This is a genomic window from Chlorogloea sp. CCALA 695, assembly GCF_003003885.1.
GTDB lineage: Bacteria > Cyanobacteriota > Cyanobacteriia > Cyanobacteriales > Chroococcidiopsidaceae > Aliterella.
In genome coordinates this window covers 43992-69330 of the sequence record NZ_PVWN01000010.1, presented here as the reverse complement: position 1 = coordinate 69330, position 25339 = coordinate 43992, and the positions used below count along the sequence as shown (strand labels likewise).

At 41.5% G+C, this 25339-nt stretch carries 21 protein-coding genes and 1 pseudogene; 11 read left to right on the top strand and 11 right to left on the bottom strand.

Features of this window, described 5'->3' with window-relative positions:
- Positions 1-35: 35 nt before the first annotated feature.
- Both C7B70_RS07845 and C7B70_RS07840 read right to left on the bottom strand, forming a co-directional pair.
- Complete coding sequence (locus C7B70_RS07845) at positions 36-545, bottom strand: DUF5331 domain-containing protein (protein WP_106368507.1); 510 nt, start codon at positions 543-545, stop codon at positions 36-38.
- Positions 546-626: 81 nt separating this feature from the next.
- Positions 627-1352: a Uma2 family endonuclease gene (locus tag C7B70_RS07840; protein WP_106368506.1), complete on the bottom strand. Its 726-nt coding sequence runs from the start codon at positions 1350-1352 to the stop codon at positions 627-629.
- Between the two features lie 82 nt (positions 1353-1434).
- Between C7B70_RS07840 and C7B70_RS07835 the strand changes: the two genes are divergently transcribed.
- From C7B70_RS07835 to glcD, 3 genes and pseudogenes are all read left to right on the top strand, one after another.
- The gene (locus tag C7B70_RS07835) at positions 1435-2187 is read left to right on the top strand and encodes an ATP-binding cassette domain-containing protein (RefSeq protein WP_106368505.1); all 753 of its coding nucleotides are present in this window, start codon (positions 1435-1437) and stop codon (positions 2185-2187) included.
- A 4-nt stretch (positions 2188-2191) separates the two neighbouring features.
- Positions 2192-3714: pseudogene (locus tag C7B70_RS28705) on the top strand (glycine betaine ABC transporter substrate-binding protein).
- Between the two features lie 224 nt (positions 3715-3938).
- On the top strand, positions 3939-5411 hold the full coding sequence (glcD, locus tag C7B70_RS07820) for a glycolate oxidase subunit GlcD (RefSeq protein ID WP_106368502.1): 1473 nt from the start codon (positions 3939-3941) through the stop codon (positions 5409-5411).
- A gap of 64 nt (positions 5412-5475) precedes the next feature.
- On the opposite strand, the gene C7B70_RS07815 is transcribed toward glcD, so the two are convergent.
- Positions 5476-7224 carry a DUF3352 domain-containing protein gene (locus C7B70_RS07815; RefSeq protein WP_106368501.1) on the bottom strand — a complete coding sequence of 583 codons (1749 nt, stop codon included), beginning with the start codon at positions 7222-7224 and terminating at the stop codon, positions 5476-5478.
- Positions 7225-7416: 192 nt separating this feature from the next.
- Positions 7417-7734, bottom strand: a complete 318-nt coding sequence (locus tag C7B70_RS07810) for a sensor histidine kinase KdpD (protein WP_106368500.1) — start codon at positions 7732-7734, stop codon at positions 7417-7419.
- 273 nt (positions 7735-8007) lie between these two features.
- On the opposite strand from C7B70_RS07810, the gene C7B70_RS07805 reads away from it, so the two are divergent.
- Genes C7B70_RS07805 through C7B70_RS07795 form a run of 3 tightly spaced genes read left to right on the top strand, consistent with a single transcriptional unit; the run spans position 8008 to position 11163 of the window.
- Entirely contained in the window at positions 8008-9312 is a 1305-nt protein-coding gene (locus C7B70_RS07805) for an FAD-binding oxidoreductase (RefSeq protein WP_106368499.1), read from the top strand.
- Positions 9313-9327: 15 nt separating this feature from the next.
- Entirely contained in the window at positions 9328-10683 is a 1356-nt protein-coding gene (locus C7B70_RS07800; RefSeq protein ID WP_106368498.1) for a (Fe-S)-binding protein, read from the top strand.
- A gap of 3 nt (positions 10684-10686) precedes the next feature.
- The gene (locus tag C7B70_RS07795; protein ID WP_106368497.1) at positions 10687-11163 is read left to right on the top strand and encodes a Uma2 family endonuclease; all 477 of its coding nucleotides are present in this window, start codon (positions 10687-10689) and stop codon (positions 11161-11163) included.
- 95 nt (positions 11164-11258) lie between these two features.
- Here the strand turns inward: C7B70_RS07795 and C7B70_RS07790 are convergent, their stop codons facing one another.
- Entirely contained in the window at positions 11259-12620 is a 1362-nt protein-coding gene (locus C7B70_RS07790; RefSeq protein WP_106368496.1) for a cytochrome P450, read from the bottom strand.
- Positions 12621-12748: 128 nt separating this feature from the next.
- On the opposite strand from C7B70_RS07790, the gene C7B70_RS07785 reads away from it, so the two are divergent.
- A complete protein-coding gene (locus tag C7B70_RS07785; RefSeq protein ID WP_106368495.1) occupies positions 12749-14029 on the top strand; it encodes a sodium:proton antiporter in 1281 nt (426 codons plus the stop codon).
- A gap of 111 nt (positions 14030-14140) precedes the next feature.
- Here C7B70_RS07785 and C7B70_RS07780 read toward each other — a convergent pair whose 3' ends face one another.
- From C7B70_RS07780 to C7B70_RS07770, 3 genes are all read right to left on the bottom strand, one after another.
- Positions 14141-15793, bottom strand: a complete 1653-nt coding sequence (locus tag C7B70_RS07780) for an alpha-amylase family glycosyl hydrolase (protein ID WP_106368494.1) — start codon at positions 15791-15793, stop codon at positions 14141-14143.
- Between the two features lie 165 nt (positions 15794-15958).
- Positions 15959-16582: a Holliday junction branch migration protein RuvA gene (gene ruvA, locus C7B70_RS07775; protein ID WP_106368493.1), complete on the bottom strand. Its 624-nt coding sequence runs from the start codon at positions 16580-16582 to the stop codon at positions 15959-15961.
- Positions 16579-17328: a sucrose-phosphate phosphatase gene (locus C7B70_RS07770; protein WP_106368492.1), complete on the bottom strand. Its 750-nt coding sequence runs from the start codon at positions 17326-17328 to the stop codon at positions 16579-16581. Before C7B70_RS07770 ends, ruvA begins: the two co-directional genes overlap by 4 nt.
- A 55-nt stretch (positions 17329-17383) precedes the next feature.
- On the opposite strand from C7B70_RS07770, the gene C7B70_RS07765 reads away from it, so the two are divergent.
- Entirely contained in the window at positions 17384-18226 is an 843-nt protein-coding gene (locus C7B70_RS07765; protein WP_106368491.1) for a DUF4351 domain-containing protein, read from the top strand.
- Here the strand turns inward: C7B70_RS07765 and C7B70_RS07760 are convergent.
- Complete coding sequence (locus C7B70_RS07760) at positions 18223-18525, bottom strand: hypothetical protein (RefSeq protein WP_106368490.1); 303 nt, start codon at positions 18523-18525, stop codon at positions 18223-18225. The two genes, C7B70_RS07765 and C7B70_RS07760, sit on opposite strands and share 4 nt — an antisense overlap.
- A gap of 110 nt (positions 18526-18635) precedes the next feature.
- Here C7B70_RS07760 and C7B70_RS07755 point away from each other — a divergent pair, with 110 nt between their 5' ends.
- Positions 18636-19898 carry an MFS transporter gene (locus C7B70_RS07755; protein ID WP_106368489.1) on the top strand — a complete coding sequence of 421 codons (1263 nt, stop codon included), beginning with the start codon at positions 18636-18638 and terminating at the stop codon, positions 19896-19898.
- On the opposite strand, the gene hisIE is transcribed toward C7B70_RS07755, so the two are convergent.
- Positions 19895-20545, bottom strand: a complete 651-nt coding sequence (hisIE, locus tag C7B70_RS07750) for a bifunctional phosphoribosyl-AMP cyclohydrolase/phosphoribosyl-ATP diphosphatase HisIE (protein WP_106368488.1) — start codon at positions 20543-20545, stop codon at positions 19895-19897. The two genes, C7B70_RS07755 and hisIE, sit on opposite strands and share 4 nt — an antisense overlap.
- A 277-nt stretch (positions 20546-20822) precedes the next feature.
- Here hisIE and hemL point away from each other — a divergent pair, with 277 nt between their 5' ends.
- A complete protein-coding gene (hemL, locus tag C7B70_RS07745) occupies positions 20823-22121 on the top strand; it encodes a glutamate-1-semialdehyde 2,1-aminomutase (RefSeq protein ID WP_106368487.1) in 1299 nt (432 codons plus the stop codon).
- A 128-nt stretch (positions 22122-22249) separates the two neighbouring features.
- Here hemL and C7B70_RS07740 read toward each other — a convergent pair whose 3' ends face one another.
- Positions 22250-22648 carry a response regulator gene (locus tag C7B70_RS07740; RefSeq protein WP_106368486.1) on the bottom strand — a complete coding sequence of 133 codons (399 nt, stop codon included), beginning with the start codon at positions 22646-22648 and terminating at the stop codon, positions 22250-22252.
- A gap of 207 nt (positions 22649-22855) precedes the next feature.
- On the opposite strand from C7B70_RS07740, the gene gyrA reads away from it, so the two are divergent.
- Positions 22856-25336, top strand: a complete 2481-nt coding sequence (gyrA, locus tag C7B70_RS07735) for a DNA topoisomerase (ATP-hydrolyzing) subunit A (protein ID WP_106368485.1) — start codon at positions 22856-22858, stop codon at positions 25334-25336.
- Positions 25337-25339: the final 3 nt, after the last annotated feature.

The following is a 25339-nucleotide window of genomic DNA, read 5'->3' as shown; positions in this document are numbered from 1 at the left end:
TGCAAATAATCAGGGGAAGCCTTACAAGCTTCCCTTTAACTATCGATGCTACTCCCTACACCCGTACAAGTTTCATCTACCCAAGACGCAATATTACTAACTTTACTTGCAGGGGATACGCGCACTTCCAAACTTGATTCTGAAAGCTTTGGCGCAGAAACATTTTTGCTATTTGTCTGTACTACCGTACTGTTATAAGTCAGTCCATTGGAACTTGCATTAATTTCCGTATTATTTGCTGTAGCAGTAATTTCTGCATTATTTACTGATTCCGTTAGCGCTCTAATCTCTACTTCAGGGTTAAAGTTTAGTCCCAAAGCTGCAACAATTTGGTCAGGATGATTGCTCAAAGCCACAATAAAGGGAAACATTTGGATTAGTTGCGGTTCCAAATTTACTAGAGTTGCCAAAATAAAACTAGATGAAGGGCGACGCTGACCGTCATAGGTTCCCCAAATGCGTAATTTTGTCATCCAAGGACGATTGCGCCGATAGTAAAGAAGCCATTTAACTTTCAATGATTGGCGTAGTTGCTGAATATCCACTCAATTTACCTCAAATACCAATAACAAAACCTTCTAGCCCTAGGATCGCCAAACTGGGTAATTTTAGTCAAGAGTTAGAGGTCACATTGTCGTTTCTGGATCGATGCCTAATTCTTGCAGTTTTTGTAGCAAGAAGTCGGCTCTTTGGCGCTCAGTTTCGGCTCTTTGGCGCTCAGTTTGTAACTCTGCTTCGGCTTGAGTAGTCCTTTGATTACTTATTACTTCTGCTTCCTCTGGGATTAAAACTAAATCTCCCTCCGGCGTAAAAAACCGTAATTGTTCGTTAAGAATGCCTAGATATAGCTGTAATTCGTTACTCCACAGCCAGCCTTGATCGTTAGGAGAAATCGCCTCGTATTGACAATAATTAAGTTGAAACCCCGCAAATTCGAGGGTATAAGGGTCAAACCAGAAGTAATCGGGAGTACGAAAAATATCTTGATACAGTTGCTTTTTCAAACCTCGGTCAGTTTTAGCAGTGGAATCGGACAGAATTTCTAAAATAAAGTTGGGATACTTGCCATCTTCCGCCCAAACTACCCAGCTTTTGCGCTCCTTGCGTTCGGTGTCTAGAACTACAAATAAATCTGGCCCTCGCACATCTTCAGATTTGCGTTGACGAGTGCTGTAATAAATACTTAAGTTAGCCCCAGCAAAAAAGTCCTGACGTGCTTGCCACAGGCGTTCTAGGCTAGTTAGTAGCAAAATGATTTGTTTGAGGTGGCGGTAAGTTTCCAAGGGTGGTTCGTCGCTCAATAAGTCGCTGGGGGGAAATATTGGGGTATCAGTTTCGCTGCTTTGTACCATAATAGTTGCAGTCGTTGGGTTGCTTCCAGTTTATCTAACTTAGAGTCTATGCAAAGAAAAGGGCAAACGAACGTTTAAAGTAATGCCAGAAGATAAAGAAATTGCTGTGGAGTTTGATAATGTTACTTTTAATGTGGGACTTCGCTCTTTAGTATCTAGTCTCAATTTTTCTGTGTATCAAGGTGAAGCTTTAATACTTCTTGGGCGTAGTGGTAGCGGGAAAACTACTACCATGAAGCTAATTAATGGTTTACTTGCACCCACGCAAGGCGAAGTTAGGGTACAAGGGCGATCGACAAAGGATTGGGATTTAATTAAGTTGCGGCGCACTATCGGCTATGTTATTCAAGAAATTGGTTTATTTCCCCACTTTACGATCGCCCGCAATGTTGGTTTAGTTCCGTTTTTAGAAGGCTGGAACCCCAAACAAATCAAAGCACGGGTTTATGAGCTATTGCAATTAGTTGGTTTAGATCCGATACAATTTGGCGATCGCTATCCCCACGAATTATCAGGAGGACAACGCCAAAGAGTCGGCGTAGCAAGGGCAATAGCTGCCGATCCGCCGATATTATTAATGGATGAACCTTTTGGCGCACTAGACCCGATTACGCGCTTAGAATTGCAACAGGAATTTCATCGGCTGCAACAGCAATTAAATAAAACCGTTGTTTTTGTGACTCACGATATTCAAGAAGCTTTTGTTTTAGCTTCTCGCATTGGTTTAATGGAAGCTGGACGCTTGGTAGTATTAGAAACACCCGCAGAATTTTTAAAATCTTCCCAAAGTGAAGCGATCGCATTTTTAGAATGTTTAGGGATGTTCAAGCCATAAATGAATGTTAGATTTTTTCTTATTTAAGTATGCCGCAGAGATTATTCAAGCAACGGGCAAACATTTATTTTTAGTGGGTACGGCGATATTTTTTGCCACAATTATCGGTATTCCTTTGGGTATTGTTATTACTCGTCGGGAGAATCTGCGTCAACCAATTTTAGGTATTGCTAATATCTTGCAAACAATCCCTAGCTTGGCATTGTTTGGTTTTTTGCTACCTATCCCGTATATTGGCGGTATTGGCGATCGCACAGCAATTATTGCCTTAACTTTATATTCTTTTTTACCGATTATCCGCAATACTTACACTGGAATCGTTAATATCGATCCGGCTATTCGTGAAGCGGGTAGAGGTATGGGGATGACAAGCCGTCAGTTATTATTGCAAGTAGAAATTCCCTTAGCTTTGGGGGTAATTTTGGCGGGGGTGCGAGTAGCGGCGGTAATTGGTGTTGGTGTAGCGACGATTGCGGCGGCGATAGGTGCGGGTGGCTTAGGTGAATTTGTGTTTAGAGGGATTGCGACATTAAATAACGAACTAATTTTAGCGGGTGCTGTTCCGGCTGCTGCGATCGCTTTATTGTTAGATGTAGCTATTGGTTGGCTTGAAGGGCGTACAAAGGTAAGTAGAAGATGAAAAGGTTTTTGGCGTTATGCTTAGTCAGTTTTGCTTTAATAATTGGGATTTATAGTTGTTCTGCTCCTAACAATACTATTACGATTGGCTCAAAAGATTTCACCGAACAAGATATTTTAGGCGAACTTCTAGCGCAGCATATTGAAGCAAATACTAAGCTAAAGGTCAATCGTCGCCTGCATCTTGGCGGGACTTTTATTTGTCACGAGGCGATTAAGTCTGGACAAATTGATGCTTATGTTGAATATACAGGCACAGCTTTTACTACGATTTTAAAACAAAAGGCAATTACTGACCCCAAGAAAGTTTATCAGCAATTAAAACAAGCTTACTCAAAGCAATTTCAGCTAGAAGTTATGCCGCCCTTGGGTTTTCAGAATACCTTTGCTATGATTATTCGTGGCGATGAGGCTAGGGCGAAAAATGTGCAAACAATCTCTCAAGCAGCTAAATATACTCCCCAGTGGCAAGCAGGCTTTGGCTACGAGTTTAGCGAAAGAGAAGACGGTTTACCAGGACTGAGTAAAACTTACAATCTCAAGTTTACCAAACCACCTAAAATTATTGATTTAGGTTTGCTCTACCAAGCATTGCAGCAAAAGCAAGTAGATATAGTTGCCGGAAACTCTACCGATGGGGCAATTCCCCGCTTAGACTTGGTTGTACTGACTGACGATAAGCAATACTTTCCCCCTTACGAAGCTACGCCAATTGTGCGTCAAGCGGCTTTAAAACAGCATCCAGAATTAGGTAATGCGATCGCGCAATTAGGCGGTTTAATTGATGAATCACAAATGCGGCGTTTGAATTATCAAGTAGAAGGCGAAAAGCGTGATGTAAAACAAGTTGTTAGGGAGTTTTTACAAGCAAAAAAGCTGAGTAAATAAGAGAGACGGGGCTTGACTTCGGGGGCTTTTTGGTTTAAAATTTATGTTATAATGGGAAATATTGACATTAATAATATTTTTGCTGATATCTCCATTATAAAATAATATGTCAATGAGTAGAAATACGCAAGCGTAAATCAGAAAAGAATTAAAATCTTTACAAAAATACACAATATTTTAACTCATCATAATAGATATAAAGATTAATACTGGAAAGCCATTTAATGTTAGTTGAAGCAACTAAACAACGTAACTGGAAGCCAATAATTAAGCAATTCGAGGCAATTGTTGGTAAAAAAGGGGTAGTGCAGCGCCGGGAAGAATTGATAACCTATGAGTGTGACGGGTTAGCCAGCTATCGCCACCGCCCAGAAGTAGTAGTATTGCCAAGAACCACAGAGCAAGTAGCAGAGATAGTTAAGGTATGCGATCGCAATTCTATAGCATTTATAGCGCGTGGCGCGGGTACGGGCTTATCAGGTGGCGCATTGCCTACAGAAAATTGCGTACTAATTGTTACAGCTTTAATGCGGCAAATAATTGATATTGATTTAGAGAATCAGTGCGTCACTGTGCAGCCGGGAGTCATTAACAACTGGGTAACGCAAGCTGTAAGCGGTGCAGGATTTTACTACGCGCCTGACCCTTCTAGTCAAATCATTTGCTCTATTGGTGGTAATGTAGCAGAAAACTCCGGGGGCGTACATTGCCTCAAGTATGGCGTAACTACTAACCATGTTTTGGGACTCAAATTAGTATTGCCAGATGGCTCTATTACTGATGTTGGCGGACAAATACCAGAGATGCCTGGTTACGATCTTACCGGAATATTTGTAGGTTCAGAAGGCACGTTAGGCATTGCGACAGAAATTACTTTAAAAATCCTTAAAACTGCCGAATCAATTTGCGTTTTACTAGCAGATTTTACCAGTATTGAAGCGGCGGGGGGGGCGGTTTCCGATATCATCAGCGCGGGGATAATTCCGGCGGGTATGGAGATGATGGACAATCTCAGCATTAACGCTGTAGAAGATGTAGTAGCGACAAATTGTTATCCCCGCGATGCGGAGGCAATTCTGCTCGTAGAAGTAGATGGTTTGCAAGTAGAAGTAGACGAAACTAAAAAAAGAATTGCGGCTATTTGCAAACAAAACGGGGCGAGAAATGTTACTTCAGCAAGAGATATAGAAACGCGCAATAAGTTATGGAAAGGGCGCAAAGCTGCTTTTGCGGCGGCGGGAAATCTTAGCCCAGATTATTACGTCCAAGATGGGGTAATTCCTCGGACTAAGTTATCTTTTGTACTGCAAGAGATTGAAAATTTAAGCAAAAAATACGGCTTCAAAATTGCTAACGTGTTTCATGCCGGAGATGGCAACTTACATCCATTAATTCTTTACGATAATGCCGTACCTGGAGCGTTTGAAAAGGTCGAAGAATTAGGCGGCGATATTCTCAAGCTTTGCGTAAAAGTAGGGGGTAGTCTTTCTGGAGAACATGGCATTGGCGCAGATAAAAAGTGTTATATGCCGAGTATGTTTACAGAAATAGATTTAGAAACTATGCAGTATGTACGCACAGCATTTAACCCGAAAGGTTTAGCGAATCCAGATAAAATATTTCCTACTCCCCGTACTTGCGGAGAAGCTGCAAATGCTCAAAATCTGAAGCAATTTGAGAAAGTAGAGTTATTTTAGTAAAACCTTAGTTTGTCCAAGAGATTTTAGTTGTTAGAGTGGGATTTAAACCCCACTCTAACTATTACTTTTTAGCAGGTGCTAACACAAGTAAGCCGTCATATTGTTCTTTTTTGCTGGTAGTGGTAGTTGTTGTACTGTAGCTACGCACGCTACCAATAACTTGCTTAAAACTTTGAAAGTTTGGATTATTAAATGTTGTCGGTGCGAGACTATATATCCACGACAAAGAAGAACCCATATTGATGTAAGAGTAACCTTGGTTAGGAAAAGGTAAAGAACTTGTAGCCGTAGCAAAGTTATAATCTTTTGCTAGTTGTTGCTGAGGCTGGGGTAATAATTCTGTAATTGCGCCTAATCCCGTTGAAATCAATAGAGTTTTATCATCTATCCAAGTATGAGCAAATACACTTTGTTCGCCAATTTCCCAAGTATTGATATTGAAACCATCTATATTATCATGAGTATTAGTAGATAAAGCGCCGCTAGAAATAGTCTTGATAGATTCACCTAATTTGTTTAAAGTAGATTCAGCTTTAGGGCGATTTGTGGTTTGGACAAAAAAGCCTAGCCCCATATTTAATTCCCTACTTATTAAGCCTTGTTTGGTAGGATAGAAAAACAAAGCATATTCGCCATCCATCCAGCCTAAAATATCTTTACTTAGGTCTAGTTTGGTAATGCTGGTAATACTTTGATTAAACTGCGCTAATACATCTTTAAATTGTGGATTGCTGTTTAGCACAGTTACTAACATTTGCCACTGACCATAAATATTACTTCCAGTCGTTGCACCGTAAGCTGGTGCAGGAAGGCGCGGAAGTAATTGCGTGGTATTGGGAGCTAAGACATTAGCTAAACTCGGCTGTTTGCGGTAGGCGTTAAGTTGCAAGCGTAAGCCTTCTGGTTGCTCCCATACTAAACCGCTTATCGAGTTATATTGCTCTACTTGGGCGGTATTAATGGCGCTAAGAGGAATAGGAAAAGGTAAACTAGGGTCAGTAGAAAAAGACTTGAATAAAGAGAGAAACTTATTAGGGTCTTGGTAGAGTGTAAATAATGCTTGACTATATTGAGGATGCTGGGTTATTTGTTTAAAATTGGGGTTTTGGGCTAAATTAGCACCTCCTGGAGGCTTGTCTAGTAACTGTTCAATAGGTTTAGCGGTGCTGGCTATAACTATGTATTTTGGTAACAGTGCGATCGCCATACCTTTGTTTTTGATACTATCTGGTTTAGGTACTGGTAATCTGGGTAAGTCTGAGATTGCAGCCATAAATGACTTTGGTAGTTTAGAAGTTTTTAAGGGCAATGTAGATGGGGGAGTATTTTTTGGCAAATCAAGTGCAGAAGGCTTCCATTCCAAAATTTGTACGCCCTTATACTGTCTTGCTGTTACTTCTTGCGAACTTTTCTCCTTGAATCTTTCAATAAATGCTTGCAATTGTTGTTTATCTTTCACCGCCACTAGAAGCAGAAAACTATCATTTAAACTAACTAGCTTTGCCTCTTTTCGGGGCATAAATGCAAAGGCTGCCTGTTCTCCTAACCAGGGTTTAATATCTGTTTGATAATTTAAACCCCTTTGAGCAGGTAATATATTTTCTACGGCACTGTAAATTTGAGCAAATAATTCAAATCTGCTTAAACTTTGCCATTTTTCAGTTTTGGTATCGACTAACCCTAAGACGGGTGTATCTGAGGGGAGAAATTGGGCAATAGGTGCAGGCGATAATAGTTTTTGCGGGAGGGAGGGAGAGTTGAGCGAGACGCTATTTATTGCTAATAATGACGAAGTAAAAAGTGCTAACAAATTCTTTTACCTAGTATTTAAAATATCAATATATATTTTACCTTAGCTGGCTAAATATATTAAAATTACTTTTCACTATCATCAGATTGTTGAAAATAAAAGTTAGTATAACTGTAAATGTAGTGCCTACTTCACTGTTAACTGTAATTGTGCCGCCGTGCAAGTCTACCTATTGTTTAAAAATTGACAATCCTAATTCCGTACCTGAATTGATTTAACATTACTACCCCGGTGAAAAGAACTAAACAACTGTTCTTTATCTTTGGCAGGAATACCTATCTCACAATCTTTAATCTCAAAAGTTGCTTGATGAGCCTCGCAAGTTAAACTAAAATCAACTTTCCCGCCTTGAGGAGAATATTTAATAGCATTAGAAAGTAGATTAATAAAAAAAATATGATGTGTTAATTTTTTATCTAAATAAGCATTGCTATCATCACCTCGAATAACACAATTAATAATATGATTGCTACCTGCGCTCTTTGTGTTTCTTCTGCTAACTGTAGACAAAAACTAATTAAATCTAGGTGAGTTGAATTAAATTGTATTTTCCCTGCTTCGGATTTGCCTACGAGTAAAACGTCCTCTAGCAATTGATTCATAGAATTTATTATTTAAAGCGATTGTCATTAATCAAAAATTATTTATTAATTTGTCAATATGCCTTAAATAGTTGCAGATTTAAAAACTAATTACCAATATAATTGTTTGGCTTAGGGGTTAAAGCAAGATAATATAAACTAAATCAGTAGATTTACTGCTGCTATTAATAGATAAATTAGGATGAATGCGAATTTCTCTCAAATCCAGACCCTAGTTAGTCAGGAGAATTTTTGCCTGTGGGAAAACCTCGACTCTACCAAACAAAAAGAAATAACACAAAACTTCGCATCTCCTGATAATCCACAGTGTATTGTTTATCCCCAAAATCAGCTAGAAATAGCCGCAGTCATTGCATACATTCACGATAACAACGGGAAAATTTTACTTTGTAGCGGTGGTAGCAAACTTAGTTGGGGTGGATTGGTACAAAATGTAGATGTAGTTGTCAGCATCGAACGCTTAAACCAAGTAATTGAACACGCTGTAGGCGACTTAACGGTAACGGTAGAAGCTGGCACAAAACTTGCTGATTTGCAGGCTGTTTTAGCAAAATCTGGGCAGTTTCTCCCCCTCGACCCCGCCAGCCCCGAATTTGCTACTATCGGAGGTATTATCGCTACGGCGGATGCTGGTTCGCTGCGCCAACGCTACGGTGGGGTAAGAGATTTGTTGCTAGGGATTACTTTTGTCCGCGCCGATGGACAGATTGCAATAGCTGGAGGACGAGTAGTAAAAAATGTCGCTGGCTACGACTTAATGAAATTATTTACTGGCTCTTACGGCACACTAGGCGCAATTTGTCAAGCAACTTTGCGAGTTTATCCGCTCCCAGAAGCTTCCATAACTGTTGTATTGACAGGGAATGTAGAAAACCTTACTCAAGCGGCAAAAACCCTCCGCGCTTCGGCTTTAACCCCTGCTAAATTTGATTTATTATCACCAGAATTAGTTACAAATTTGCGTTTAGGTGAGGGGATGGGATTAGTTGCTAGTTTTGCCAGCTTAAAGGAAAGCGTAAAACAACAGTCAGCTACTCTAGTCGAAGTAGGGAAACAGTTAGGGTTGTATAGCTCAATTTATATAGATAAAGATGAAGCTAGGCTCTGGCAAGAATTACAGCAACAAATGCGCCAAACTGATACAGAGCAAATTACTTGCAAAATCGGTGTATTACCAGCCGCCGCCGTGGAGGTAATGTTGCTTCTTGATAGCGTAAGCCGGGGAATGAGCTTAATTCACGCCCTTAGTGGGTTAGGTGTATGGCGATGTCCAGCCGATACTACAGTAGCAGAGATTTTAAGGGTGCGATCGCTTTGTCAAAGTAGGGGCGGTTTTCTTACAATATTAGAAGCACCCATTGGCTGCAAGCAACAGTTAGATGTGTGGGGTTACTCTGGTAACTCTTTAGAATTGATGCGTAAAATTAAATATCAATTTGACCCCAAAAATGTACTCAATCCTCACCGTTTTGTCGGCGGAATTTAGATAAGTTTTAAATTTATGCAAACTTCCGAAAATCTTCCAAGTGAAATTGCTACTCTAAGTAATATTAATGGCTTTGACGAGCAAAACCCACCCAATCCTCAACTAATTGATACTTGCGTCCACTGTGGATTTTGCCTTTCTACCTGTCCAAGTTACAGAGTAATTGGTAAAGAGATGGATTCGCCTAGAGGCAGAATTTATCTAATGGATGCTATTAATGAAGGAAAAATACCTTTAAATGAAGCTACGGTAGAACATTTTGATTCTTGTTTAGGTTGTCTTGCTTGCGTTACAACTTGCCCATCTGGGGTACAGTATGACAAATTATTAGTAGCAACTCGCCCACAAATTGAGCGCAACTATCCCCGAAGTTTGCCTGATAAATTAATTAGACAAATCATTTTTTCTTTATTCCCTTACCCGAATAGATTACGCTTTTTACTTGCGCCTTTATTGGTGTATCAAAAGCTAGGCTTACAAAAAATTGTCCGTTCTACAAACTTACTTAAAATAGTATCCCCACGCCTAGCAGCGATGGAATCAATTTTACCAAAAGTTACTCTTAAAGCTTTTCAAGATAACTTACCTACAATTATTCCCGCTCAAGGAGAAAAACGCTACCGTGTAGGCATGATTTTGGGTTGCGTACAACGTTTATTTTTCTCGCCAGTTAATGAGGCGACGGTAAGAGTTTTAACTGCTAATGGTTGCGAAGTTGTCATTCCCAAAAGTCAAGGCTGTTGCGCTGCGCTTCCCGAACATCAAGGACAAACGGAACAGGCGCAAAGCTTGGCGAGACAGATGATTGATAGTTTTGCAGATACGGAAGTTGATGCCGTAATTATTAACGCTGCTGGATGCGGACATACTTTAAAAGAATACGGTCATATTTTACAAGATGACGCAGAATACAAAGAAAAAGCTCAGGAATTTGCAAGTAAAGTTAAAGACGTTCAAGAGTTTTTAGCAACGGTGGGATTGACAGCTAAACTGCTGCCAATTACTGAGGAAACCTTAACTCTTGTCTATCAAGATGCGTGTCATTTATTACACGGTCAAAAAATTAGCGTCCAACCGCGTCAATTGTTAAAACAAATTCCCCAAGTCAAGTTAGTTGAACCTATTGATGCGGCTTTATGTTGTGGTAGTGCAGGGGTTTATAATATGCTGCAACCAGAAATTGCGGAGGAATTAGGCAATCAAAAAGTTCAAAATCTCCTCAATACTGGTGCAGATTTAATTGCTTCGTCTAATCCTGGTTGTACTTTGCAAATAAATAAACATTTAGAAATGCAAGGTAGAAAAATTGATGTAATTCACCCTATAGAATTATTAGATTATTCAATTCGGGGAATCAAATTGCCAAAATAACTTATGAACTGGCAAGAAGTTTGTGCAGACACAGCATTGCAAAATATTCCCTACAAAATTGAGCTTAATCGCTGGGGACAAATTGTTATGAGTCCAGCGAAAAATAAACACTCAGTTTATCAAGGGGTAATTCAATCAATAATTCAATCGATGATTAAAGAAGGCTTAACTTATCCAGAATGTCCAATTCAAACAGAAGATAATGTAAAAGTAGCTGATGTGGTGTGGATTTCTAGAGAGCGATATCAAAAAATTAAAAATGACGATGTTTGCTCCATTGCTCCAGAAATTTGCATCGAAATAAAATCATCTAGCAATACTCAAGAAGAAATGAAGTTTAAAAAAGAACTTTATTTCAAAGCTGGTGCAGCAGAATTTTGGTTATGTAATGAAAATGGGGAAATGAGTTTTTTTAACTCAGATGGACAGATAATAAATTCAGCAATTGTGCCAAATTTCCCTATTTACGTTGAGCTTTAAAAGTAACTTGTGGGAGCGGTAAGATCCCCTTAAAAAGGGGGGGGAATATTCTTTATTAACTACCAATCAAAAGACTTTCAAAATATCCTCTTAACTTATTGGCTACTAACAAGTTCTTTAGAAGTATGACGCTGCGTTGCAACTAACCACTTACCGCCCGAAGGTGCGAGGGTTATGCCACGACGAACAGGTTTTACTGCTTGACTTCCAGAAATCGCCAAACTATAGCGAGACATTACAGTTGCCAGCACCAATTTCATCTCGTATAAGGCGAATGCCATGCCAATACAGCGCCGATTGCTGCCCCCAAAGGGTATGTACTCGTACTGGGAAAATTGCCGCTCTAAAAAGCGCTCTGGCTTAAATTGGTTAGGTTCGGGGTAAAGGTCTGGGCGGTGGTGCGTAAGATAAATGCAGGGAGTAAGCAACGTATCTTTGTCAAATTGCCCCATAATACTAATTGGTGAATTAGAAATACGGAAAAAAGCCAGCATGGCGATCGGATAAATTCGCAGCGTTTCTTGACAAACGGCATTTAGATAAGGCAGTTTTGAAATCGCACCAAAATCTAGATTTCCTACCGTAGCTAAATCATCTAAAAGTTTGCGCTTAACTTCTGGCAAATGGTGAATCCAGTACAAAGCCCAGGTTAGAGCAGAAGCCGTAGTTTCGTGACCAGCTACAAGTAAAGTCAGCAACTCGTCACGTAATTCTACATCGCTCATTAATTCGCCGTTTTCATCTGTAGCCGCCATCAACAAACTCAGAATATCTACCCGCGACGAGTCGGGATGCTGGCGGCGATCGCTTATTTCGGCATAAATAATCTCATCTATCTGCGCTCTTTGGCGCACAAAACGCCCCCAAGGACTCCATGCACCCAAGTCTTGCTGTAATGCTTTAAAGAAAACTAAAGTAGAACTCAATGGCGAAGCAGTCATATCGAGCAAGTTTGTCAAAAGTTGCTTAAGTTTTTCGCTGCGATCGCCTGGTTGTAAACCGAACACCGTTTGTAAAATAACTGATAAAGAAATTTCCTGCATAGCCGATCTCACGGAGAACGCTTCGCCAATTTGCCAAGCGCTAATTACGCGCTCAGTAATACTACAAATCATCTCGCCGTAAGACTTCATGCGATCGCCATGAAAAGGCGGTGTAAGTAGCTTTCTTTGCCTTTGATGGCTGCGTCCATCTAGTAAGAGTAAGGATTTATCCCCTACCCAAGGTTGTAAAACAGAATTTGCTCTACCAGAATCAAATTGCCCCAGATTGCTAGTAAAAATTTCTTCAATTGCTTGCGGATTGCTAAAAAACACCATTGGTTTAAAGTTCGCCAACCGGACTGTAAAGCAATCACCGTAACGCTGACTGCAATTATCCATAAATTCCAAAGGATTCGCAATCCACTGAAGCATTTGGATAAACGGCAAAGTTTTGGGCCCATCAGGTAGTGTCATAAAATCGCTAATTTACGATAATTTTTAACTCTATTATTGCCGTAATCTGTCTTAAGTAGATTTAGAGCAAAGAGACTTCACTATAAACTCATGAGGAGCGGCTCACTTGTTTGTCAGGCAAAGTTTCTATGGGTTTGGATTTAGACATATATCTTATCAATTTATTCGTAATTGGTCTATTGCTACTATTGGTTACTTTAGGATCAGGCTGGATTGACAAATTACCGATTTCTTTTGCCTTAATTTATTTGATTGTCGGAATTACTTTAGGCCCCTATGGGTTCAAAATTGTTCAATTAAAACCAGATGCTAATTTTCTGGAGCGATTAACAGAATTTGTCGTAATTGTCTCATTGTATAGTTGCGCCTTGAAGATGAATCGGCCGCTAAACTTTGGGGCTTGGCGTTCGACAATACGGCTGATTGGCTTTTTGATGCCAATTTCAATTTTTGCGATCGCAGCAATAAGTCATTGGGGTTTAAAAATGGAGTGGGGACCAGCTATATTATTAGGCGCAATTCTCGCCCCTACAGACCCCGTACTAGCTTCAGAAGTCCAGCTAGCTGATACCGATGATAAAGATGAGTTGCGCTTTGGCTTAACTTCCGAAGGTGGTTTAAACGATGCTTTAGCCTTTCCCTTTGTATATTTTGGGATTCATTGGCTAGAGAAGGGCAATAATTGGCAAGATTGGTTTAAAGAATGGGTGGCTGTAGACCTAATCTGGGCAGTAGTTGCGGGGGTAGGAATGGGTATTATTGTCGCCAAAGCTGTAGTTTTTCTAGAGCAAAAGTTAGAAAAACATACCCCAATAGACGATTTGATGGCAGATTTTATTGCTATCAGTACAATTTTACTTACTTATTCCTTAACTGAATTTATTTACGGCTACGGCTTTCTAGCGGTTTTTGTCGCAGGTATAGCAGCACAGAAGCAATACGAAGACCAAGAAAAACGTCATTCTCAACTTGAATTTACCGAGCAAGTTGAGAAATTAATGGAAGTGGCGACAATTTTAATTTTGGGTTCGATGTTGCGTGTCCAAGCAATTTGGCAGCATTTGGGCGAAGCGCTGCTAGTTGGAGGCTTATTGCTATTTGTAATCCGTCCTGTAGGTGCTTGGATTAGTACCATAGGGGGTAATTACAAACCAATTACCCGCGCTTTATTTGGCTGGTTTGGGGTTCGCGGTGTAGGCTCTATGTATTATTTGTGTTATGCATTCGGGCATGGATTGAAAGACTCCTTGGGCGAACAAATTGCCTGGATTACATACATTACTATTGTACTTTCGGTGATTTTACACGGTATTAGTACAACGCCGCTCATGAATCGTTACGAGCGATTAATTAGTCGCCGCCGAAGAAAGTTGAATCAGCCGACTGTAGCAGGGGGTGAAGAAGCTTAAATTACTAAACACGTCTTTCTGTTACAGAAAGACGTGTTTAAATAAATACTTTTAGCAGTCAGCTTTAGCTATAAGCAACTGGATGTAACCCCTAGACGGGTATCAAATTTATTACTGCCAAACCAAAACTTTAGCTTCATAAGGGCCAATATCAAGCATAATGCTATCATCTCCCGCTTCGACATAATAATTGCCTGTCCACTCATGCCATGTTCCAGCTTGGGGGAAGTTAGGAACTTGATACCCAGCGAGGAAGTTTTCCGAGAAGTTGGCTACGACAACCACCCGCGAACCTTCACCATTCCAACGACTGTAGGCTAGAACTTTTGCTTCTGGGTTTTCGTGGATGAAGTCAATGTTTTCTGTGTAGAGGGCGTGATTGTGTTCACGCAAGTTAACTAAACCTCTGTAATATTCAAACAAGCGACGATTTGAATCATTACCTAACAGCATCCAATCAATTTTGGCTGAATCAGGTGTTTTAGCTTTATATTCGCCAAACTCGTCACCCATCCAAATCAAAGGTATACCAACGGCTGTCATCAGGATGGCAGCACCAAGCTTGATGCGTCTGAAGGCTTCTTCATCAAATATCTGGCGATCGCCCAAATCTACCATGACATGATTGTGGTCGTGATTAGTCAGATAATTTACTACATTAACCGTACCCATAAAGCCTTGGCGCTTACAATCGATTACACTTTTCAGCCGTTCTAAATCAAAGGTGTCGCCTTTAATATGCTCTAGAATACAGTGATAAAAACTATCGTGCCAGCAACCATCCATTGGCCCGTCTACACCCGTAATGCTAGGCGTTTCTGGAATATGTTCGGCAACGGTATAAAAAGGCTTCATCCCAGCAGTTGTCTTAGCTTCTTGGACTATCCAGTGCATGAAGTCATAGTTAGCAATTTGCCGCGCTGCGTCAAAGCGAATGCCGTCAATATGAAATTCCTGAATCCAGTGGCGGAGGTTATCGCCAGTAAACCGCCGTGCTGGGTATGTTTGCAGCTTTTCGTCGTAAAATTCGTAGTTAAACTCTGGGCCCCAATTGTTATCAGGATCGCGCGGTGAATGGTGGTACCAGTAATCGTGGTCAATCTGCGTTAGTGGCGCTCCGGCTTCCGAGTGGTTATAAATACCATCGATAATCACGCGAATGCCTCTACCATGACACTCATCAATTAAGTTTTTTAAGCCTTCGGTTGTACCATAACTAGATTCCGTCGCAAAAAAATGGCGGGGGTTATATCCCCAACTGCGATCGCCTGGATATTCTTTGACTGGCATTAATTCAATTGCATTGATCCCAAGGTCGCAGAGATAATCTAATTTTTCGACAACGTGTTGATATTGTCCCCGCGCGTCTGAATCTGCTTCACCACCAGAGAAGTCACCAACGTGCAGTTCATAAATGACTAATTCGCGGTCTTCTGGCAATGGTTTGTCGTCATGTTGCCAAACATAAGTGTCAACAATTCGTTCGCCATCTTTAATCCGTAATACAGCATTTTGTGATGGGTTATCAATATCAGTTGCATAAGGATCGACAACTTCTACCCATTGATCGGGTTCAAAAAACCACGATTTAGATTGAACGCGAAATTTATACTGATAAGAGCCATCTTCTAGTTTTACAGTGGTACGAAAGTAACCATCTTCGCCTTTTTCCATTGGTACATCTTTCCAATCGGAAAATTCGCCAACTAATGCGGCTCCTTTATTATTCGGTGCAAATAAATTAAATTCTATGGGAGTTGCCATGTAAGTAGTCTAAGTATAAAAACACAACATCCATATTTTCTCAAGATGTCCGCCATCAAGCAATCGTTCTAGGGAGATAACTTAGCCTAATGGCTGCGGAGCTTAGCTAAATAGCTATAAAAGCGATTTAAAGTAAAATTTGGCTAATAATGGCTAATAATTAGCTTAATTGCTCAGGTGTGCGATCGCCTGACGAATCCAATCTTCGGCATTAGCATTTTTTGCCAACCCTACTTGTTGACTCACCGCTTGCAAAGCCTTAGAAACTTCACTAGGGCTGTAACCTAGAGCAAGTAAGGTCATCTGCACATCTTCTAAAATGGCAGGACTAGGGCCACCTGTAGGGGCAACTAAGCCCGGAATATTAGTCCAATCTGCCAGCTTTTTCCGCAATTCCAAACAAATCCGCTCGGCAGTTTTTCCGCCCACGCCAGGAGTTTGAATCAATAGTTGAGTATTGCTAGTAACGATCGCGCTAATTAGATCGGGTACAGGTAAAGTATCGAGTAGGGCGATCGCATTTGCCGCCCCAATCCCCGTAACACTAATCAATTGCCGAAATAAATCTCGTTCCGCTAAAGTGCTAAATCCATAGAGTAAAGGTTGTTCTTCTCTAATTTGCAAATGAGTAAAAATCTGGACAGTTTCGCCAATAGGAGGCAATTGCTGCACCAATCGGGCGGGAATTAGTAAGTCGTAGCCACAATTATTGACTTCTAAAGTCAAGGTAACGCGACCCGTAGTAGTTTTAGAAATGCCTGCAACGATGCCTTTAAGATAGCTAATCATGCAATAAAACCGAAATGATTTAAGCCCTCTAGAATACCACCCGCACAAAAAGCTTGAGCTAAATAATGATAGTTTGCCGGGTTCTCGTTATGCCATTGCAATAGTTCAGACTTCGCATTACCGACAATAATGCCGCGTTCTTCATTGTACGAAAATAGCGAAATATCATTGCCAGAATCACCACAAACAACGCTCTGCGTTGCGTCTATTCCCCATAAAGAGCGCAGATATTGCACCGCTAAACCTTTATCACCATGACGAGGCAAAATATCTAAGTCTACACCCGCGCTGTAGATTAATTTAGTATCCAAGCCTTGCTGTTGTAACAAAGATTTGAGTTGTGGTAAAACTTCTTGGGCGGAGTCTTCTGTAAGCCAAAAGCTAACTTTGTACGGGCGCTGTTCGGAATCTGGCTGCATTACTAAGTCAGCAAAATGAGCGGTAGCCGCAACTACAGTATCTCGATTCCACTGATGCGAAAGTTTATCTGACCAAGTGCGATCGCTTGTATTACTACCTTTGAAATAAATTTCTGTACCAACGGAAGCAATTAAGGCATCCGGTTCTAGAAGTTGCTGTTCGTTTTGGAGTTCGGCAAATAATATAGGCGATCGCCCGGTGGCATAAACTATTTTTGTACCGTGTTCCTCTCGATGCTGTTTTAGCTTTTCATTCAGCACGGCTAAGGCGCGACTTTCTCCCACGAGGGTATTATCTAAATCGGTTACAAATAGAAATGATTTCATGACGACTCGTTATAGCTAACAATTCATAAGGTTAGCAAAAGCAATAGATTTCGCCATGACTTACGACAATATCTGCAAATATTTAGCTGAAGAATACCCCCTTAATTTTGCCCGTTGGCTATTTCCCACCCAAGCAACAGAAGTTGAGGTACTAAAAACCGAATTAAGTCTAGAACCAATCCGCGCTGATTCGGTGACATTGTTGCAAAGTTCTAACCAAATCTTACATCTAGAGTTTCAAACTTTACCAGTATTAGAACCGCCATTACCCTTGCGGATGCTTGATTACTGGCTACGACTATATCGGCAATATCGATGTCCAATAGAACAAGTTATTATTTTTCTTAAACCCACAACTTCCGAAGCTGTATTTGTCAACGAATTTACCGCTACTAACACTTGGCATCGCTACAGAGTAATTCGGCTGTGGGAGCAAGATCCCGCCCCACTACTCGCCGATAATGCTTTATTACCCCTAGCTGCCCTTGCAAGGACAGACTCGCCGAGACGTTTATTAGAGCAAGTAGGCGCGCAAGTCGCTAGGATTGAATCAACGCCACAAAGACAAAATGTGGCTGCAAGTGTAGAAATATTAGCGGGTTTGAGATTCGAGCAAAATTTAATCAATCAATTATTTAGAGAGGACATTATGAAGGAATCCGTTATTTATCAACAAATTCTCCAAGAAGGAGTCAGACAAGGACAACAATTAGGTAGACGGGAAGGAGAAGCGACTTTGGTTGTACGCCTACTAGAACGCCGCTTTGGAAGTGTTGACGCTACCATTTTAGAGCAAATTCGCAGCTTAACAAGCGATCGCCTAGAACAATTAGCTGTAGCTTTACTAGATTTTGTGGCTATTACCGATGTAGCCTCTTGGCTGCAAAGTGAAAACTAATACCTGCCGCGATCGCGTTCCAAGTCAAAAATTACCTTTTCTACCCACCAATCAATAGATTTATCGGGATTCCTAGCTTTTGCTAGGGCGATTAGTCTCTTTGCGGTATGGCGATCATTATGCAGTAACCTTAAGAGTTTTATTTGCAGATTTCTGGAAGCTTGCGGTTTATTATTTTGACTAGGCGAAATAACTTTTGCCTTGTACCTGGGTTTAGCTTTAGTTTTACGCCCATAAAGAAAATATAAAAAACACAGTATTGCTATTGAAATAAATAACTTTAGGATTAAAAGAGTCATTGGATTTACAGAAATTACCCAGAAGTGAGTTGAGTAAACGTTTCTGCATTTAGAGTTCCCTAATTAGTTGCTTAAATCACTCAATAATTCCCTATATGTCTAAAGATTGAATGAAGTTTTCTCCAAAAAATAGCTTATTTCCCTGGATGCCGCAACTAAATCCTCAAGTTTGGATTTTGGCATTTGGGCGTTTTTTATCAGAAGTCGGTACAGGGTTTACTTTATTTTATGCCCCAATATTTTTTGTCAATCATGTAGGGCTATCGGCAACGGCGGTAGGTTTTGCGTTAGGTAGTGCTTCTATCTCTGGGGTAGTGGGGCGCATTTTGGGCGGTTCGTTTTCTGATTCGCAGTATTGGGGACGGCGTAAGACTTTGCTGCTTTCGGCGGCGATTAGCGCGATCGCATCTCTTGTACTTGCCAGCGCCAATAATTTCACCGTTTTAGTTATGGGCAACTTGCTAGTTGGTTTCGGACAAGGCTTGTATTGGCCGGCTAACGAATCAGTAGTAGCCGATTTAACCGTTCCCGAACAACGTCATGAAGCTTACGCCATTACCAGACTTGCAGATAATCTAGGATTAGGTATGGGCGTTGTCTTAGGTGGGGCATTAATTAGCACTACCGGGGCTTATCGATCGCTCTTTATAATTGATGCAATTTCCTTTGTGGTGTTTTTTGGCGTAGTGTATTTTGCCATTAAAGAAACCTATAAACCCGTAGATGCGAAAGTGGCTATTTCTCTAAAATCTAGCTGGCAAATAGCCCTAAGCGATCGCCGATTATTAATTTACGTTTTAGTCAATATTATTTTCACTACTTATATTTCCCAATTGCAAAGCACTTTACCCTTATATTTAAAGAATTTTGTTGCTTTAAACGCCTCAGGTGCAGAATTTACCGAAGGCACAATTAGTATAATTTTTGGCTGGCATTTGGCTGTCGCTATATTTACTCAATTGCCTGTAGTTCGTGGTTTAAAGCGTTTTACTCATCCCCAATCGCTGATGTTTTCGGCTGTAATGTGGGCAATGGGATTTTGTTTAATGTGGGTAACAGGAGTTGCCACAGACTATCAATTATGGTGGGCAATTGCGGCATTAAGTGTATTTGCAATGGCGATCGTTTCTTATACTCCCTCGGCTTCAGCTTTAATTACCGAATTAGCGCCCAAATCCCAATTAGGGGTTTATTTTTCCATTAGCTCTTTATGCTGGGCCGCAGGCTATTTTATTGGGCCGCCCCTAGGTGGCTGGGCGTTAGATCAAACTCCAGCATTTGCCGATAATTTTTGGCTAGGGTTAGCAGCAAGTGTAACGGTATTATTGGGAATTTTGGATTATTTAGACCAAATGCTTAAAGATAGAATTTAGCGCCGACGAGCTTGCAATTTGCGGTAAACGTCTTTGATATCAACTTGATGGTGAGCTAGAGCAACCAGAACATGATACAGCAAGTCTGCCGCTTCCGAGGCGATCGCATCAGTATCATTATCTTTACAAGCCATCACTAATTCCACGGTTTCTTCACCGAGCTTTTTTAATATTTTGTTATCCCCATCAGCAAATAACTGACAAGTGTAAGAGTTGTCTGTAGGATTGTCTCGGCGATCGCCTATAACTTTAAATAATTCCGATAAAGTATCCCCAGGAGGGGCGACAACTTCCCCATTTGCATCAGAGTAAAAACAACTGCGTTCCCCGGTGTGACAAGCAATATCGCCAATTTGTTCTACTCCCACAAGTAAGGCATCGCGATCGCAATCGTAACGAAAACTTTTTACTTTTTGAATATGCCCACTCGTTGCGCCTTTATGCCATAGTTCCCCCCGCGAACGACTCCAAAACCATGTCTCGCCAGTATCTAGAGTTTTTTGTACTGATTCAATATTCATCCACGCCAGCATTAGCACCGTACCATCTAGATAGTCTTGAACAATAGCTGGAATTAAACCGCGATCGTCGTAGCGAAGTTGAGACAACATAGTTTGAGCAGAAAAATTGTGTTGTACGGAAGACATAGTTGCGGGGATTTTAGGCAATAACTCATTGGCTCAAGGATACCATTAGCGACTTCTTCAGCCTATTGCTCAAGAGTTATACCAGTACAGTTAATTCTTTAGTAAAATACATTTCTATACTCTTAGCGGCGCTTCAACAAACCTTAATTGTTTAAATTAAGCAGTAATATAGCTACTACATCCTGTTATACATCGCATAATTTTATTTTTGTGCTAGGCATAAATTGACTAATATAAGAATTCTAAGCCAGGCACGCTACCGTTTTAGGAGAAAACTTTGGTTAATACCACTATTAAAACTACCAAATCTGAGGAAATCTTTGCCGCCGCCCAGAATTTAATGCCTGGGGGTGTAAATTCTCCAGTAAGAGCATTCAAATCTGTCGGCGGACAACCGATTGTCTTCGATCGCGTCCAGGGGTCAAAAGCTTGGGATGTAGATGGCAATCAGTATATCGACTACGTAGGTAGTTGGGGGCCGGCTATTTGCGGTCACGCCCACCCAGAAGTAATTAGCGCCTTGCAAACCGCCTTAGAAAAAGGTACTAGCTTTGGTGCGCCCTGTTTCCTCGAAAACGTCCTTGCAGAGATGGTAATTAATGCCGTTCCCAGCATTGAAATGGTACGTTTTGTCAATTCGGGAACCGAGGCTTGTATGGCTGTTCTGCGCTTGATGAGAGCTTTCACCGGACGCGATAAACTTATCAAGTTTGAGGGCTGCTATCACGGTCACGCGGATATGTTTCTAGTCAAAGCTGGGTCGGGGGTTGCGACTTTAGGTTTACCCGATTCCCCCGGAGTACCCAAGTCAACCACAGCCGATACTTTGACCGCGCCTTACAATGATTTGGAAGCAGTTAAAGCTTTATTTGCCGAACATCCAGGTCAAATTGCTGGAGTCATTTTAGAACCAATAGTAGGAAATGCGGGTTTTATTGCTCCTGATGCTGGCTTTTTGGAAGGGTTGCGCTTAATAACCAAAGAAAATGAAGCGTTGCTAGTATTTGATGAAGTAATGACTGGGTTTCGGATTGCTTACGGTGGCGCTCAAGCTAAGTTTGGAGTTACGCCAGACTTGACAACGTTGGGTAAAGTTATTGGCGGTGGGTTGCCTGTAGGAGCCTATGGCGGTCGTAGAGATATTATGTCTATGGTTGCGCCATCTGGGCCAATGTATCAAGCGGGGACGCTTTCGGGAAATCCTTTAGCAATGACGGCGGGGATTAAAACTTTAGAATTGTTGCAAAAGCCTGGTACTTACGAGTATTTAGACCAAATTACTAAAAAATTGACTGATGGGTTGCGGCTGATTGCCAAGCAAACAGGTCAAGATGTTTACACAGGTCAAATTAGCGGGATGTTTGGTTTATTTTTTACTTTAGGGCCGGTTCACAACTACGAAGATGCGAAAAAGTCGGATTTAAGCAAGTTTAGCCTTTTCCATCGCGGAATGTTAGAGCGGGGAATTTATTTAGCCCCTTCACAATTTGAGGCTGGGTTTAGCTCCCTCGCCCATACCGAGGCTGATATTGACCAAACTTTAGCCGCCGCAAAAGAAGTAATGTCTAACCTCTAAGATTACTCAGATTTTAGCTAGTTCCCTAGGCTCCCAACTCTTTTGTTCTAGGGGTTGGGGGCTTTGTTTGATGCTACTATTTTTGCCAAAAGTAGCGATCGCCTAATCTGTTGTATAGTACAATTGCACTAACTTAAAGGCATGAGCGCCAGAATTTGATCGACAAACTCTTGATGGTCAACCACAGGCTTAGAAATATAGCCGTCAGCACCACTTAGACTAAGAAAGCTCTGGCGATCGCCTTCCATAGCGTGGGCGGTAACTAAAATTACAGGCAAAGAAGCCGTTTCGGGGTTAGCTTTTAACATTTGGGTAATTTTGATACCATCAACAGCCTTACCTTGATACACACTGCGAGAGAGAGAAACATCCATCAAAATAATGTCTGCGAGTTTATTCAAGGCAATTTGCATTACTTCTTCGACATTTTCTGTATGCTTTACCCCTAAACCTGCACGTTTGGTCAAAATTTTGGCAAAAACACGCGCATTAATCGGATCGTCTTCCACAATCAAAACCGTTTTCATACTTTATGGGGTGCAAGCTATTGAATATTAATAGTTAAAAATATTGAAGCTATGACTAAAATTAACGCATCCTCAAAAAATAAGTAAATTCATTTACTTATCGACACCAACAAGTAAATGCTGGGCATTACCCCACAACTTGCGCTGGTAAGTTGTCAAAAATGATTCTATACTCTTAAAATTTCTTCGTCTAGACAGGAAAACATCATGGCAAAACAGTTAAACCTTCTCCCTACGGGACAGGTAATCGCCACCGCCCTGCATACAGAAATGCAACGGTCTTATCTTGAGTATGCCATGAGTGTAATTGTCGGGCGGGCATTACCGGATGTCCGCGATGGGTTAAAACCCGTCCATCGCCGGATATTGTACGCCATGCACGAACTAGGATTGACCCCCGATCGCCCTTATCGTAAGTGTGCGCGGGTAGTAGGAGACGTACTAGGCAAGTATCATCCTCATGGAGATCAATCGGTCTATGAGGCTTTAGTTAGGCTGGTGCAGGATTTTTCTAGCCGCTACCCATTACTAGCGGGACATGGCAATTTTGGCTCGGTAGACAACGATCCCCCGGCGGCGATGCGATACACCGAAACGCGCCTATCGCCCATTAGTCACGAGGCAATGCTGGCAGATATCGGCGAAGAAACTGTTGAATTTATTAGCAATTTTGACAATTCGCAGCAAGAACCTACGGTACTACCCGCCCAACTACCTTTATTACTATTAAATGGCTGTTCGGGCATTGCTGTAGGGATGGCGACGAATATTCCGCCGCACAATTTGGGCGAAATAGTAGATGGTTTGATTGCCTTAATCGACCAGCCAGAGTTAGCCGAGGAGAAGCTATTAGAGTTAATTCCGGGGCCAGATTTTCCTACGGGGGGTCAAATAGTCGGGACTGGGGGAATTAAGGAAGCTTACACCACAGGGAAAGGAAGTATTGTGTTGCGCGGAGTGGCGGCGATGGAAGAAATTCCTGCCACAAAAAACAGCAGGCGGCGGACAGCGATTGTGATTACAGAGTTGCCTTACCAGGTCAATAAAGCCGCTTGGATTGAGAAAATGGCAGAACTTGTAAACCAAGGCAAGTTAGAAGGCATTTCTGATATTCGTGATGAAAGCGATCGCGAAGGGATGCGAGTAGTAATAGAATTGCGACGCGATGCTAACTCCCACGCCGTGTTGCAAAGTTTATATCAGCAAACAGCCTTACAAATAAATTTTGGGGCGATTATGCTGGCGATCGTCGAAGGACAACCGCGACAGTTAAAGTTGCGGCAATTATTAGAGGAGTTTTTAAAGTTCCGCGAACAAACTCTTAGCCGTCGCTACTCTTACCAATTAGCGGAAGCGCAAGAGCGAATTCATACGGTGGAAGGGTTGAATTTGGCGCTTTTGAGGCTAGATGAAGTTATTGCTATTTTGCGCCAAGCAGCCGATGGAAGTACAGCAAAAATAGCTCTGCAAAGCGACATTGGATTGAGTGAAGTACAAGCCGATGCTGTGCTGGCAATGCCTTTGCGCCGATTGACAGGTTTAGAAAAGCAGAATTTACAAGCAGAATTTGAGCGCTTAAGAGCGGAAATTGAAGGTTTAGAAAGGCTTTTAAGCGATCGCCGCGAGTTATTAAAGGCGTTAAAAAAAGACTTACGCAGCCTCAAACGCAAGTACGGAGACGAGCGCAGGACTCGGTTTGTAGACGAAAAGTTGTTGCGTTTAGAAAGAGAAAACAACAACCGTAGAGACGCAGAGAACGCCCAGAAAGAAGAACAAGGCGAGGAGGCGGTATTAGAAGTTACTTTGCGCGGCTATGTGAGAAGGTTAGTCAATGGTCAAAAGCCAGGGAAAAAGTCTAACAGCACCGTAGATAATGATTGTGTGGTGCAGGTAATAAGTGCCAATACTAAGCAAGACCTAGTAGTGCTAACCAGTAATGGCAAAGTTTACCCGGTTAAGGTGGGGGATGTGCCTTTGTTATCAGGTCGCCTATCGGGACGGGGTGCGCCGTTGATTGGTTTACTTCCTAGCGCTACAGAAAGCTTAGTTACTCAATTTGTGTTACCAAGCTTTCCGGCGCAGATGGTTTTATTAACAAAGTTGGGGCGCATTAAACGTTTAGCTTTAGAGGAATTGGCAGGGTTAAACGGTCGCGGTTTGACGGTAATTAAGTTTAAAGATGACGATCAATTATTGGCTTGTCGAATTACAGGAGCGGGGGAAGAAGCCATATTAGCGACGGCGGGGGGGCGGTTGCTGAGATTTAGAGTAGATGATGAGCAATTACAGGTTCTAGGGCGCACGGCGGTAGGCTTGCAAGCTTTGCGATTGCGGAAAAATGAAAAATTAGTAGGCTGCGTTACAGGAGCCGATTTAGAGGAGAATTTAATCCTATTTTCTCAGCTAGGATACGCTAAACAAATGCCGATGCGATCTCTGCGGCGTAGTAATCGCGGCGATATTGGCACTCAAGGAATATCTTTTACAAGTAAGTTTGATGCTTTGGTGAGTTTAGTTTTAGCTCCAAGTTCGGCAATGTTGGCGGTGACAACCAATCAACGCTTGTTACAGTTGCCTGCAAGTGCTATTAGTGTTACGGGCAAAGAAGGTACAGGAAGTAGGATTGCTGAACTTAAGGGCGATGAGAAGATTATTGCCGTAAATGTTTTGGCAACTGGGGCTAGATAAATT

What these genes read in the sequence shown, in the direction of transcription:
- C7B70_RS07760 (WP_106368490.1), bottom strand. Translation starts at nt 18,525, where the DNA reads ATGACTCTTTTAATCCTAAAGTTATTTATTTCAATAGCAATACTGTGT.
- gyrA (WP_106368485.1), top strand. Translation starts at nt 22,856, where the DNA reads ATGGCAAAACAGTTAAACCTTCTCCCTACGGGACAGGTAATCGCCACC.
- C7B70_RS07770 (WP_106368492.1), bottom strand. Translation starts at nt 17,328, where the DNA reads ATGAAATCATTTCTATTTGTAACCGATTTAGATAATACCCTCGTGGGA.
- C7B70_RS07765 (WP_106368491.1), top strand. Translation starts at nt 17,384, where the DNA reads ATGACTTACGACAATATCTGCAAATATTTAGCTGAAGAATACCCCCTT.
- C7B70_RS07755 (WP_106368489.1), top strand. Translation starts at nt 18,636, where the DNA reads ATGAAGTTTTCTCCAAAAAATAGCTTATTTCCCTGGATGCCGCAACTA.
- C7B70_RS07795 (WP_106368497.1), top strand. Translation starts at nt 10,687, where the DNA reads ATGAACTGGCAAGAAGTTTGTGCAGACACAGCATTGCAAAATATTCCC.
- C7B70_RS07780 (WP_106368494.1), bottom strand. Translation starts at nt 15,793, where the DNA reads ATGGCAACTCCCATAGAATTTAATTTATTTGCACCGAATAATAAAGGA.
- C7B70_RS07840 (WP_106368506.1), bottom strand. Translation starts at nt 1,352, where the DNA reads ATGGTACAAAGCAGCGAAACTGATACCCCAATATTTCCCCCCAGCGAC.
- C7B70_RS07805 (WP_106368499.1), top strand. Translation starts at nt 8,008, where the DNA reads ATGAATGCGAATTTCTCTCAAATCCAGACCCTAGTTAGTCAGGAGAAT.
- hisIE (WP_106368488.1), bottom strand. Translation starts at nt 20,545, where the DNA reads ATGTCTTCCGTACAACACAATTTTTCTGCTCAAACTATGTTGTCTCAA.
- C7B70_RS07785 (WP_106368495.1), top strand. Translation starts at nt 12,749, where the DNA reads ATGGGTTTGGATTTAGACATATATCTTATCAATTTATTCGTAATTGGT.
- C7B70_RS07835 (WP_106368505.1), top strand. Translation starts at nt 1,435, where the DNA reads ATGCCAGAAGATAAAGAAATTGCTGTGGAGTTTGATAATGTTACTTTT.
- C7B70_RS07740 (WP_106368486.1), bottom strand. Translation starts at nt 22,648, where the DNA reads ATGAAAACGGTTTTGATTGTGGAAGACGATCCGATTAATGCGCGTGTT.
- glcD (WP_106368502.1), top strand. Translation starts at nt 3,939, where the DNA reads ATGTTAGTTGAAGCAACTAAACAACGTAACTGGAAGCCAATAATTAAG.
- C7B70_RS07790 (WP_106368496.1), bottom strand. Translation starts at nt 12,620, where the DNA reads ATGACACTACCTGATGGGCCCAAAACTTTGCCGTTTATCCAAATGCTT.
- ruvA (WP_106368493.1), bottom strand. Translation starts at nt 16,582, where the DNA reads ATGATTAGCTATCTTAAAGGCATCGTTGCAGGCATTTCTAAAACTACT.
- C7B70_RS07800 (WP_106368498.1), top strand. Translation starts at nt 9,328, where the DNA reads ATGCAAACTTCCGAAAATCTTCCAAGTGAAATTGCTACTCTAAGTAAT.